Raw genomic sequence first — 11,848 nt, 5'->3', positions numbered from 1 at the left:
CTATAAGCAGCCTTCTCTTTTTCTGTTGCTGTTTCTTGTGCGAAGGAAAGCCTTCGCTGGACGTCAGTTACCTGATATTTACCTCAATTTTTAGACGGCGAGCGCAGCTATCGATCCGCAGAGGTGGCCGCCTCGAACGCCTGCAGGATCGGACAAGGGCCATGATTGGCGGACCCGCATTCGCTGGCGAGGCGATGGAGGGATGCGCGCACGCGCTTCAACTCCTGGATCTTCAAATCCAGCGCCGCGATCCGCTCGTTGGCAAGCTGGCGTGCCCGAGCGCGATCATCGGTCGCGTCCAGCGCCACCAGTTCCCCGATCTGCTCCAACGTAAAGCCAGCGGCCTGCGCCGATCGGATGAACCGGAGCCGCCGAACATCCTCTGCTGTGTAGCGGCGGATACCGCCACTCGTGCCCGATCCTTCAGGCCTCTCCGGCGTCTCGAGCAAGCCTCTGCGTTGGTAATAGCGCACCGTCTCCACACCGACGCCACCCTCGCGCGCAAGCCCTGCAATTGTTACGTCGGCCATGCCTTGACTCCGTACCATAGTACGGCCCCCATATAGGCGTCGCGAACATGGTGGAGAAGAACATGGCGACCGCGGCGCCCAAGAAGGCAACGATCTATCGCATGGTGATGCCCACGCACACCTGCCCCTACGGCTTGAAGGCGAAGGACCTGCTGCAACGACGCGGCTACGAGGTCGAGGACCATTGGCTGAGGACGCGCGAGGAGACAGACGCATTCAAAGCCGAGCACGGGGTCAAGACGACACCGCAAACCTTCATCGGCGGCGAGCGGGTAGGAGGCTATGACGATCTGCGCCGGTTCTTCGGCAAGACCGTGGCCGACCCCAATGCGGTAACCTACCGGCCGGTCGCAGTTGTATTCGCGATGACGGCATTGATGGCGCTGGCGGCCAGCTATGCCGTGCTCGGCACACCGTTCACGGTACGCGCGGGTGAGTGGTTCATCGCCTTCTCCATGTGTGTGCTGGCGCTATTGAAGCTCCAGAACGTCGAGAAGTTCGCGACCATGTTCCTCAACTACGACCTGCTCGCAAAGCGCTGGGTGCCATACTCCTATATCTACCCCTACGCGGAGGGTGCGGCGGGCGTGCTGATGGCGGCCGGCGTGTTGACCTGGTTGTCGGTGCCGATCGCGCTGGTGATCGGGACAATTGGGGCGGTCTCGGTCATCAAGGCCGTGTATGTCGACAAGCGCGAACTGAAATGTGCGTGCGTGGGCGGCGACAGCAACGTGCCGCTCGGCTTCCTGTCGCTGACCGAGAACGTGATGATGGTAGCGATGGCGATCTGGATGATGCTGGGCGTCGCGCACTGATCTAGCGCGGCGGCCCGGCGCAACCTAGAAGGGCCATATGAGCTTCGGCCGCCTCGTCCGCACGTTTGCGCTGGTCCTACTGGGCGCGATGCTGCTCGTGCGGATGGGCCCGATGTGCGAGGCCATGGCGCAGGCGGCTCCGCTTACGCAGGCGCATGCCGGCATGGCAGATTGCGATCGCGCGCCGCCCACTCCTGTGAAGAAGGCCCCTCCGGTGGACTGCGTAGGAGCCTGCATCGCAACGGCCCTCGATCTTCACACGTCTGCCGCGCCGCAGCTCGCTGTGCGGACGGACCCGCCCGCACCCGAGCCTCATGCCCTTGTTGGTCGCTCGGGCGGTCCTGCGCCGCCACCTCCCCGAACCGCCTGATCGACGTGGATTCCGATCAATCAGTGCATTCGAGGAAAATTACACATGAAGACCATCAAGTTCATCGGCGCGGCCATCGCGCTTGCGCTCGTTCCCGCCACGGCCTTTGCCGCCGCTGATTGCTGCGCGGGGAAGGAGTGCTGCAAGGACGGCGCCGACTGCTGCAAGGACAAGGACGGCGCGAAGAAGGATTGCTGCGCCGACATGAAGGACATGAAGCACGGCGAGCACGCCGGTCACGACATGTCGGGTATGCAGAAAAAGTAACACGTCGGGTGGGGGACGCCGTTCTGGCGTCCCCGCCTTCAAGCCGCCCTGAGGTGGCGGTGCTCACCTGGGCAGCGGTGCGTCTCGACGGTGACGTGAACCAGCTCCTCATGGATGGTCACGCGAGCGGCATAGTCCGCGGGCGGGAGCGGGCGCTCGGCCACCAGCGACACAATGGCCGCGAACTTGCCAGGGCCGACCTGCCAGACGTGGAGATCGGTGATGACTGCGTCGCCGTCCTCGATGCCTTCGCGGATTTCCTCCTCGAGACCGGGGTTTGCGCTGGCGTCGACCAACACCCGCCCGGTGTCGCGTAGCAGGCCCCAAGACCAGCGTGCGATGACGATCGCGCCGACGACGCCCATCGCGGCGTCCGCCCAGCTCCATCCGAGATAGCGCCCGGCCAGAAGGGCGAGGATGGTGAGAACGGACGTAAGCGCATCGGCCAGCACGTGGAAGTATGCCGACCGCAGGTTGTTGTCGTGGTGAGCATGGCTGTGGCCCTGCTCGTGCCCATGATGATGGCCGTGGCTATGCCCATGGTGGTGATGATCACCCCCGAGCAGCCATGCGCTCGCGAGGTTCACGCCCAAGCCCAGCACGGCGATCCAGAGAGCCTCACCATAGGCAATAACGGGCGTTGCGAAGAGCCGTCCGACCGACTCCGCTCCAATCCCTAGCGCGATCAGCGCCAGGACGAGCGCGCTGGCGAAGCCGGCCAGCTCGCCGACCTTACCCGTCCCGAAGGTGAAACGCCTGTCGGAAGCGTGTCGGCGAGCATAGCGATAGGCGAGCGCTGCCACACCGAGTGCGCCGGCGTGCGTCGCCATGTGGAAGCCATCGGCGAGAAGCGCCATCGATCCGGTGATCCACCCGGCAACGATCTCGACGACCATCATGCCGGCCGTCAGCGCGACGACGTAGCGGGTGCGCTTTTCGTGGGCGTCGTGTGCGTCGCCTAGAAAGACGTGGTCGTGGACGTGTTCGCTGCGATGATCGTGATGCACGCGTCAGGCTCCGTGATGCGCGAAGACGCGGCGTACGCCGGGCCCGAACACCACGACGTCATAAGCTTGCGGCTTCATGCCCGGCATCTCCATACCGGGTGAACCCATCGGCATCCCGGCGACGGCAAGGCCGGTGACGCCCTTCGGATGCGTGGCAAGGGCGCGCTTCATGTCGGCGATCGGGACGTGGCCCTCGAAGGTCATACCGTCGATGATGGCAGTGTGACACGAGGCGAGGTCCTGAGGCACACCGCGTGCCTTCATAAACGCCGGCCGGTTCGCATCGTCGACGACGCGCACGGCGCGGCCGAACTGCGCCTTCACCTGCTGCGCCCATTTCTCGCAACAAGGGCAGCCTGGATCGCGGTGCATCAGGACGGAGCTCGCGGCGAGAGCCCCCGCAGGGGTTGCGACCGCCAGCGCAGCGGCGAGGAGGCGAAAGCGATCCATATCTAAGTTACCGGGTGGCCATCCCCCCGCACGGAGACGGGGGGAGGACGATAGTCAATTACTGGGCGCGCTTGCCATGCGCCCGCAGCCAGGCGTTCAACTCGCCGACCTCGCGAGTCTGCTCTGCGATCGTCTTGGTGGCCATCTGACGAACCTTGGGGTCCTTGGTCTCGCGCAGCACGATACGCGACATGGCGATGCCGCCACGGTGGTGCTCGACCATCTTGCGGACCCACGTCTCGGTGGCATCGGCACCCATCGCCGACATCATCTTCTGATGCATGTCCATCTCGGCCTGCGGATACGGGTTCGCCGGCGTCGGCCGCATCATCTGCCCGTGGTTCATGCCGGAATGGTCCATGCCCTGCATCTGGGCGACCGCGGGAACCGCGCCGAGGGCGGCCGCGGCGACCAAAATCATCATCTTCTTCATCGTGTCGCTCCTGCGTCAAAGCCCCCGCTCAACAGGGATACGGGCTTCAAACGATTAGCCCTCAAGCGATGTTGCTCAGCGGATCGGCTGAAGCGTGTTGATGCCGACGCTCTCGTCGGTTTCGGGGGGCGGCGGGGGCACCTGCTTGTCGCGATAGGACGGGAGGTCGGGCGCATTATCGGGCATCGGGTGCGCCTCGAGCCGAGCGATGTAGCGCTTCATCTGCGCGATCTCGCGGACCTGGGCGTCGATGATCCCGTCCGCGAGTTTCCGCACCTCGGGGTCTTTGATGTGCGCGCGCTCGCTGGTCATGATCGCGATCGAGTGATGCGGGATCATGGCCTTCATGTAAGCGACGTCGCCGACCGTCTCCTGGCTGCGGACAAGCCACAAGGCGCCGGCGAACACCACGATCGAGGCCGCCACGATGCCGAGATTGGCCTTCCGGTTGGGGTACATGCCCCACATGAAGCCGAGCATGATGATCGCCATCACGGCGCCCATGACGATCGCCATCCATGTCCTGGTCTGGCTGTATTCGACATGGGCGAGCGCGTAGGTGTTGAGGTACATGAGCCCGAACATCACGACCGTCGACGTCGCGATCATTGCGGCGAAGCGCCCGTAGCTCATCCCCAGACCGCCCCGTTTGGAGCTGGGGTCGTCGTGCTTCATCATGCGCTCTCCTATGCGGCCCCACCCACTGAAGGATACGCGGCTCTCTAGCGGACCCCTTGAGCTTTCCTGCGGCGTCGACGGGGCCAGCGCATAAAGAGCAGGATCGCCCCGGCGACAGCGAACACGAGTCCGCCCGCTGCGAAAGCGTTGAGCCATGGCGTGTTGAACCGTTCGTGCTCGGTCCAATCCATGATGTGGAGGCCCCAGAAGAAGTCGTAGAGCCGCCAGGTGCCGGTTCGCACCGATGTCAGCCGCCCCGTCTCAGCCGCCACGTAGATGCGGGTCCCGTCGTCATCGGGGAAAGAGGCCCGCCAGGCGGGGAGGGCACCGCGGTACTCGGTGCTCGGGCGGTCGATCCGCTCGACGATGGGCGCCGAGCCGGGATCGCCGCGATACGCCTGTCTTGCGATCAGCGCTGCGGCTGCGCTGTCGACCGGGGGCAGCGGCTTTGCGGTGCGAGCGTCCAGCAAACGCACCTTGCCGTCGTCGAGCTGGGCTTCGACGATCGATCGCCCCAGCAGCATCCGGTGCTGAAGCTGACGCACCGGCGCTCCTGCCGATGCGAGAAGGGCAGGGACGGGCGCGAAGTCCTGGGTGGCGATCAGGGCTGGTTCGACGTTCCGGTCGATCCGGTGATCGCCATGCACCGTATCGATCGGCAGCAGGCTCATGACGAGCCCGCTGGTGAACCAGACGATCGCCTGCGCCCCAATCAGGAGCGCAAGCCAGCGGTGAACCTTGCTTGCCCCGACATGGAGGCGGAGCCGCGGGCTCAGAACCAGGTCCTCACGCCCGCGACGAAGCTGAAGCCGCCCGTACTGTCGCCGCGTGCGCGGGTGAAGCGCGCGGTGTCGCCGAACTGCCGCTCCCAAGACACGCCGATGTACGGGGCGAACTCGCGCCGGCCCTCGTAGCGAAGCCGAAGCCCGGCCTCGAGGTCGGTGAGACCGGAGCCGGTGCCGGTTTCGGGCACGTCCTGCGCGGAAAAGTTGGCCTCCACCCTGGGCTGGAGCACGAACCAGTTGGTGATGCGCTGATCGTAATAGCCTTCGGCACGGCCAAGCACGTCGCCCTTGTCGGAGAGAAACACTGCGCCCTCCACCTCGAACCAACCGGGGGCCAGCCCCTCGATCCCTACCGTTGCATAGGTGCGTGAGGGGTTGGGCTTGAAGTCGTAGCGAACGCCAGCTTGGAGGTTCCAGTAGGGATCGAGAGCGCGGCTGTAGAGCGCCTGCACCTCGGCCTGTTCGAGCGGCTTGCCGAAGGTGCCTTCGCCCTCGGATTTCAGCGTGAAGCGATTGATGTCGCCCCCGATCCAGGCCTCTCCGTCCCAGCGATAGCCGTCGCCGCCTTTGCGTGCCTGATATTCGGCGAGGTTGAAGAGGATCTGATAGACGGTCATCCCGCCATGCTCGCGGCGCAGATCGTTCTCGCGCGAGCTGGCCATGGCGTCAGCGCCCCAGAAGCGATCGGCGAGGTGGTCGCCGGCCGGGGCGGGAGCGGGCTTGTTGCCGGGGGGAAGGTCGGTTCCGACCTTGGCAGCGGGCTGAGCGCCGGGCATCGCCATGCCCGACATTGTGCTCATATCATGGCCGGCATGCGGGTCCTGGCTCGCATCTGTCGATGCTGCCATGCCGGGCATAGCGGACATATCGTGCCCGGCGTGCGGGTTCTGGGTGGGCGCAGCCTGCTGCTGACCGCCCATATCCATCCCCTGCATTCCGCTCATGTCATGCCCGGCATGAGGGTCGGCAGCCTGCGCCTTCGCCGGTTGCGCGCGGCGTGGCGCGGTGCGTCGGACGGGGGCCTTACGCTTAGTCGCGGACTTGGCCGCGGCTTTCGCTTTCGGCTTGGCGGCCGGTTTGGCCGCCGGCTTTGCCGGCATCGTCATGCCCGGCATGTTGTGCATGGAATGGTCCATGGTCTGCCCGAATGCGGGTGTCGCAAGGGCGAGCGGCGCCATACCGGCGAGGAGGAGCGCCCGGATCACGCCGCGGCCTCCCCGGCCTTGCGAACCTGGACAACGCGCATCATCCCCGCGTGCATGTGGTAGAGCATGTGGCAGTGGAAGGCCCAGTCGCCTTCCTCGCCGGTCACGTCCCAGCTTACCGTTCCTCCCGGCTGCACCAGCACCGTATGCTTACGGGGGGCGTAGGCGCCCTTGCCGGTCACCAGGTCGAAGAAGTGGCCGTGGATGTGGATCGGATGCCCCATCATCGTGTCGTTGATGAGCGTCACCCGTACCCGCTCGCCGTGAAGCAGGGTGATCGGGTCGGGGTTCTCCGACAGCTTCTCGCCGTCGAAGCCCCACATGTAGCGCTCCATGTTGCCGGTGAGGTGAAGCTTGATCTCCCGCTCCGGTGCGCGTGTGTCCGGGTTGCGGTCGAGCGCCATCAGGTCGCGATAGGTGAGAACGCGATGCCCGACGTTCTCCAGGCCCTGCCCGGGATCGCCGGTGCGATCGACCGGCATCGGCGAAATGGTCTGCACGCCCGGTCCCTTCTTCACCTCGGGGGCATTGCTGAAGTCGCGCATGGAATGGCTCATGCCACCCATGTCCATCCCGCCCATCTGATCGCCGGTCGTCGTCGACATCGTGCCGGAACCGTGATCCATTCCGGCCATGGCGCCGCCCTCGGGCTGGCCGTGGTTCATGCCCGCCATGCCGCCGCCCGCAGCAGCGCCAGAGGCGCCATGGTTCATCTGGGAATGATCCATGCCCGGCATCGTGCCGACGCTTGCACCATGCCCCATTGCAGCATGGTCCATGCCGGCCATCGATCCCGCGGCGGCGCCCGCTGCGCCATGGTTCATGGCGCTGTGGTCCATCGTGCCATGATCCATCCCGCCCATGCCCATGTCCTTCATGGTCGTGAGTGGGCGCTTGCGGAGTGGGGGAACCTCGGCCGCCATGCCCTCGCGCGGTGCAAGCGTCGCGCGCGCCATCCCGGAGCGGTCGACGCTCTCACCGACCAGCGTATAGGCGCGCAGGTCAGGGGGGGTGACGATCGCGTCATAGGTCTCGGCCGGACCGAACTGGAACTCATCGATCTCGACGGGGCGCACGTTGAGGCCATCAGCCGCGACGATCGTCATCGGCAGCCCGGGAATGCGGACATTGAAGGTCGTCATGGACGACGCGTTGATGAAGCGCAGCCGCACCCGCTCGCCGGGGCGGAACAGTGCGGTCCAGTTGTCCTTCGGACCGTAGCCGTTGACGAGGTAGGTGTAGACCGACCCTGTGACGTCGGCGACGTCGGCGGGGTCCATCCGCATCTTGCCCCACATCAACCGCTCTTTCAGCGATTGGTCCTTGCCGGCGAGAAGGCCGGCCAGGGTCTGGCGCTGGCGGTTGAAGTAACCCGATTCCTTTTTCAGCCGATCGAACAGATAGTGCGGGTGCCGGAAGCTGTGGTCGGACAGCACGATCACATGCTCGCGATCGAACTTCACCGGATCGGGGTTCTTGGGGTCGATCAGGATCGGGCCATAATGCCCTTCCTGCTCCTGAAGCCCCGAATGGCTATGGTACCAATAGGTGCCGCTCTGGATGATCGGGAACTCGTAGGTAAAGGTCGAGCGGGCCGGAATGCCGGGGAAGGCGATTCCGGGCACGCCGTCCATCTGGAAGGGGAGCAACAGCCCGTGCCAGTGGATCGAGGTTTCCTCGTCGAGCTCGTTGACGACGTGGAGGCGGACATTCTGTCCCTCGCGCAAGCGGATGAGCGGAGCGGGCACGGTGCCGTTGATGCCGATCGCGTGGCTCTGCCGCCCGTCGATCATCATCATCTGATACGCAACCCTGAGGGTGATGTCCTCGCCCGACACCGTGGGCAACGGCTTAGCGATGCCGGCAGAAACGGGCTGTGCCCAAGCGGGCATATAGGCCGACAGGGCGAGGCCGCCCCCTGCCAGACTGGCACCGCGCAGCACCTGGCGGCGGTCGAGAACGCGCGACATGCAAGCTCCTAGGATGTGGCCACGACGGGCCGTCGCTTCTTCTACGCGGGCGGCCCATCCACCCCTCAACGGCTCCCTAGTTTTTCAAGCAGCCGTGCCCGCGCGCGGTAGAGGCGGGTTTCGACCGCCTTTTGGCTGATCCCCAGCACATCGGCGGTCTCAGCCTGGCTGAGACCTTCTATGGTGCGAAGCACCAGAGGCTCCTTCAGGTTTGCCGGCAAGGTCGAGATGGCGTGGGTCACGCGGTCGAGTTCCTGCCGATCGCCGGCTGCATCGTCGATCGGCACCTGTTCGTCGACGATGCTCTGAACCTGTTCGTCGTTCGGCAGCGCGAACGACAAAAACCGGCGCACGGCACGCTTGCGCGCCCAATCGCGGCATTTGTTGACGGCGATGGTCGTGAGCCACGCCTGCATTGATCGGTTGGGGTCGTAGCGCGACAAGGCCTGATGCGCGGCCACGAACGCTTCCTGGGTCACGTCCAGCGCGTCGTCGGCATCGCCGAGGAAGGCGCGCGAAAGCCGGAACATCGGCTGCCGATAGCGTCGCACGATCTCGGCGAAAGCGGCTTGCCGGCCGGCGACGCTGAGCGTCGCCAGTTCACCATCCGACAGCGCGGCCCAATCGAGGCTCACCCCTGGCCGTCGGTGAGGGCCTTCACCACCGCATCGTCGAATTGGGATGTCTGATCGGGCCGGAGGAGCTGACGCATTGCGAAGATGTGCGCCAGTGTCGCCTTCTGCAGCTCGCCCATCGCGGCATGGCTCTGGTCGACCGCCGCGGCCACCCGCGGGCCGTTGCCGTGCTCGGCCTCGATCGCTTCGGCAAGTCGGGCATTGGCGGCGCGCATCTCCAGCTCGAGGGCGCGGCGTTGCACCGCGAACCGGTCTTCGAGCACCTTCAGTCGGGCCTGCTGGTCGCTATCGAGCGCGAGCTTGTGGTGCAGCACTTCGTGGAGCGCCGCGCCGGGCTGTTTGGGCTGCGGCAGCAGCGCACGCCCGACAAAGACACCACCGATCGCTGCCAGGAAGGCGAGCAAGGCGCACAGGACAACCCGTTTGGTCGAGGTCATGGCTCACCGATCAGCAGCGCGGAAGGCGCAAGGGGGGAGGCTGCGCCAAGCGGTGCGAGCGAGACAACGGGGCTTGCCGTCGCAGGCAATTCCGCGCCCACGATCCCGATGCCGAGCGCCACGGCCGTGATGACACCAATCCCGAGCCCCGCCCCCCGGACGGCGGGACGGCTGCCGATCCGCGCGAGGATCCGGTTCTCGATGCCTTCTAGGGCAGCCGGAGCTGGCGCTTCCGCCAGTCGAGCCAGTGCTCTGTCCAAGTCGTCCATGCTTTCCACTCCGCCCCTCTAACATCCGATACGCATCGCTGCCCATCATCCCTCACCGGCCAGGCTGAGGGATCGGACCTTGCGCCGCGTAGAAGGGACACGAACCTTGTCGGAGTAGCTCATGCGTTCTGTTGCCCTTCCTATTGCCCTGGCTCTCCTGAGCTTCGCCAGTGCCGCGCAGGCTCACCCAAAGCTCGTCTCGGCCTCGCCCTCGCCCAACGCGACCGTCACCAAACCTGCGCGTATCGCCTTGCAGTTCAGCGAGAAGCTCATGCCGAAATTTTCCGGCGCGGACGTGATGATGACCGGCCATGGCGGTACGACGCACCCGCCGATGAAGGTCGCAGCTACCGCAGAAATCGCGCCTGACGGCCGAACGCTGGTCATCGTGCCCAAGTCGCCGCTCGGCGCAGGCCGCTATAGCGTCGCGTGGCATATCGTCTCCGCCGATACCCATCGGGTATCCGGCAACTTCGCCTTCGCGGTGAAGTGAGGTGGACGCCGACTGGCCGCTGATCGCGGTCCGCTTCGCACTCTACATGGCGTTGAGCGGACTGTTCGGCCTGTCGGCGTTCAGCCTCTACGGGCTCAAGGTCGAGGAGCGCGCAGACGCGCTCGCTTTGCGCCCCTGGCTGGTGGGGAGTGGCCTGCTCGGTCTGCTGCTTTCCAGCATCGCGCTCGTCCTGCTCGCCGCGGCGATGGCCGGTGCGCCGGCGTGGCCGATCGACCGGGAAGCGATCGGGATGCTGCTTACCGGGTCCGCAACGGGCACGGCATGGGAGGCGCGCATGGTCGCGCTGATCGTTGCCGTGATTGCCGCGCTGATCACGGCGGGACGCACTGCGCCGCTCGGCCTAGTGGCGCTCGCGGCGGGCCTTGCGCTCGCAACGCTCGCCTGGACGGGTCATGGCGCGATGGATGAAGGCGCGACAGGCTGGGTCCATCTGGTCGCCGACATTCTGCACCTGTTGGCGGCCGGAGCCTGGGTCGGCGCACTGCTCGGGTTGACGCTGCTCGTGATGCGGCCAGCAGTTCGCGTCGATGTCGCGCATCTCAGACTAACCCATCGCGCACTGCACGGCTTCGGTCTGGTCGGCACGGTCGCGGTCGGCACGATAGTTGTGACGGGCCTGGTCAATGGCTGGCTGCTGGTCGGTGCCGGCAATCTACCGAGACTTCTCACCACACTCTACGGCCAGCTCCTCCTCGCCAAGCTGGCATTGTTCGGCACGATGCTGGGGTTGGCCTCCCTCAACCGTTTTCGGCTGACGCCGGCGTTCGAGCGCTCGGTTGCTGTGGGCGATCATCGGGCCGCGCTCGCTGCTCTGCGACGCAGTCTCGCAATCGAGACGAGCTGTGCGGTCACGATCCTGGCGCTGGTTGCCTGGCTGGGGATGCTCGAGCCCCCCGCAACGGCGATGTGAGGAGCGGGCGGTCGATCACCACCCGCCCATCACCGATCAGGCGGCCATCTTCTCGCATGCGTCGGCACATTGCTCACAGGCGGCAACGCAATCTTCCATGCCGTCGAGCCCGCGGCAGCTCTCTGCGCAGGCGCGGCAGATCTGGGCACAGCTGCCGCATACGAGCTTATGCTGGTCGGACCCGCGCGCCATGAACTCGAGCGAGGTGGCGCAAATTTGCGCGCAATCGAGCACGATCTTGATGTGGTCGGGCGCGGCATGTGCGCCGCCCACCTGAAGGCAGTGCTGGGTGGTCATCGACAGGCAGGTGACGTGGCAGTGGTGGCAGGCGTCCATGCAAGCCTGCATCTCGGCGCTCATATGATCGTGCATCGGTGATCTCCGCGTGAGCCCCCGCTCATGAGGGACTACGCGCCCCGTCGCGTTCGCCCTCAAGACGATATCGATGTGGATCGGCGTGGAAAAGGGACCCCGGTAGCGGGGTGATCGGCGTCGAAAAAGGACCCCTCATCCCGGTGGTCTAGGCTGCTCGCTTGGCGGTGTGTCAGGCGGCGAGATCGGGATGCTGGTATT

The 11,848-nt window shown here is 65.6% G+C and carries 16 protein-coding genes; 4 read left to right on the top strand and 12 right to left on the bottom strand.

The window, feature by feature from the left end; genetic code table 11:
- Window positions 1-107: 107 nt before the first annotated feature.
- Window positions 108-530: a MerR family transcriptional regulator gene (locus HBH26_RS00080; protein ID WP_168132533.1), complete on the bottom strand. Its 423-nt coding sequence runs from the start codon at window positions 528-530 to the stop codon at window positions 108-110.
- A gap of 62 nt (window positions 531-592) precedes the next feature.
- Between HBH26_RS00080 and HBH26_RS00075 the strand changes: the two genes are divergently transcribed.
- Window positions 593-1,345, top strand: a complete 753-nt coding sequence (locus HBH26_RS00075; RefSeq protein WP_168133018.1) for a MauE/DoxX family redox-associated membrane protein — start codon at window positions 593-595, stop codon at window positions 1,343-1,345.
- Window positions 1,346-1,760: 415 nt separating this feature from the next.
- Window positions 1,761-1,982: a hypothetical protein gene (locus HBH26_RS00070; protein WP_058733717.1), complete on the top strand. Its 222-nt coding sequence runs from the start codon at window positions 1,761-1,763 to the stop codon at window positions 1,980-1,982.
- A gap of 38 nt (window positions 1,983-2,020) precedes the next feature.
- On the opposite strand, the gene dmeF is transcribed toward HBH26_RS00070, so the two are convergent.
- The 10 genes from dmeF to HBH26_RS00020 form a co-directional block, all read right to left on the bottom strand.
- Window positions 2,021-2,989 carry a CDF family Co(II)/Ni(II) efflux transporter DmeF gene (gene dmeF, locus HBH26_RS00065; protein ID WP_168132532.1) on the bottom strand — a complete coding sequence of 323 codons (969 nt, stop codon included), beginning with the start codon at window positions 2,987-2,989 and terminating at the stop codon, window positions 2,021-2,023.
- 3 nt (window positions 2,990-2,992) lie between these two features.
- Entirely contained in the window at window positions 2,993-3,439 is a 447-nt protein-coding gene (locus HBH26_RS00060) for a DUF411 domain-containing protein (RefSeq protein WP_239024484.1), read from the bottom strand.
- Between the two features lie 58 nt (window positions 3,440-3,497).
- Window positions 3,498-3,872 (bottom strand): DUF305 domain-containing protein, encoded by a 375-nt coding sequence (locus HBH26_RS00055; RefSeq protein WP_168132531.1) that lies wholly within the window; start codon window positions 3,870-3,872, stop codon window positions 3,498-3,500.
- A 75-nt stretch (window positions 3,873-3,947) separates the two neighbouring features.
- A complete protein-coding gene (locus HBH26_RS00050; protein ID WP_420824969.1) occupies window positions 3,948-4,547 on the bottom strand; it encodes a DUF305 domain-containing protein in 600 nt (199 codons plus the stop codon).
- A gap of 47 nt (window positions 4,548-4,594) precedes the next feature.
- On the bottom strand, window positions 4,595-5,326 hold the full coding sequence (locus tag HBH26_RS00045) for a PepSY domain-containing protein (protein ID WP_275402927.1): 732 nt from the start codon (window positions 5,324-5,326) through the stop codon (window positions 4,595-4,597).
- Window positions 5,323-6,513: a copper resistance protein B gene (locus HBH26_RS00040; RefSeq protein WP_209308266.1), complete on the bottom strand. Its 1,191-nt coding sequence runs from the start codon at window positions 6,511-6,513 to the stop codon at window positions 5,323-5,325. The genes HBH26_RS00045 and HBH26_RS00040 overlap by 4 nt, the downstream gene beginning before the upstream one ends.
- A 23-nt stretch (window positions 6,514-6,536) precedes the next feature.
- Complete coding sequence (locus HBH26_RS00035; RefSeq protein WP_168133014.1) at window positions 6,537-8,510, bottom strand: copper resistance system multicopper oxidase; 1,974 nt, start codon at window positions 8,508-8,510, stop codon at window positions 6,537-6,539.
- Between the two features lie 65 nt (window positions 8,511-8,575).
- Window positions 8,576-9,145, bottom strand: coding sequence for a sigma-70 family RNA polymerase sigma factor (locus HBH26_RS00030; protein WP_168132529.1), 570 nt, complete (start codon window positions 9,143-9,145; stop codon window positions 8,576-8,578).
- Window positions 9,142-9,582 (bottom strand): periplasmic heavy metal sensor, encoded by a 441-nt coding sequence (locus tag HBH26_RS00025; RefSeq protein WP_168132528.1) that lies wholly within the window; start codon window positions 9,580-9,582, stop codon window positions 9,142-9,144. Before HBH26_RS00025 ends, HBH26_RS00030 begins: the two co-directional genes overlap by 4 nt.
- A complete protein-coding gene (locus HBH26_RS00020; protein ID WP_168132527.1) occupies window positions 9,579-9,851 on the bottom strand; it encodes a hypothetical protein in 273 nt (90 codons plus the stop codon). The genes HBH26_RS00025 and HBH26_RS00020 overlap by 4 nt, the downstream gene beginning before the upstream one ends.
- Before the next feature lie 121 nt (window positions 9,852-9,972).
- Between HBH26_RS00020 and copC the strand changes: the two genes are divergently transcribed.
- Complete coding sequence (gene copC, locus HBH26_RS00015; protein WP_168132526.1) at window positions 9,973-10,344, top strand: copper homeostasis periplasmic binding protein CopC; 372 nt, start codon at window positions 9,973-9,975, stop codon at window positions 10,342-10,344.
- A 1-nt stretch (window position 10,345) separates the two neighbouring features.
- Window positions 10,346-11,275 (top strand): copper homeostasis membrane protein CopD, encoded by a 930-nt coding sequence (copD, locus tag HBH26_RS00010; protein WP_168132525.1) that lies wholly within the window; start codon window positions 10,346-10,348, stop codon window positions 11,273-11,275.
- Window positions 11,276-11,311: 36 nt separating this feature from the next.
- Here the strand turns inward: copD and HBH26_RS00005 are convergent, their stop codons facing one another.
- Complete coding sequence (locus HBH26_RS00005; protein ID WP_168132524.1) at window positions 11,312-11,647, bottom strand: four-helix bundle copper-binding protein; 336 nt, start codon at window positions 11,645-11,647, stop codon at window positions 11,312-11,314.
- Between the last annotated feature and the right edge of the window lie 201 nt (window positions 11,648-11,848).

Origin of the sequence: Sphingomonas corticis (assembly GCF_012035195.1) — a bacterium.
GTDB classification, from domain to species: domain Bacteria; phylum Pseudomonadota; class Alphaproteobacteria; order Sphingomonadales; family Sphingomonadaceae; genus Sphingomonas; species Sphingomonas corticis.
The sequence above is the reverse complement of the archived record's forward strand: the minus strand, read 5'-3'. Positions and strand labels throughout refer to the sequence as shown.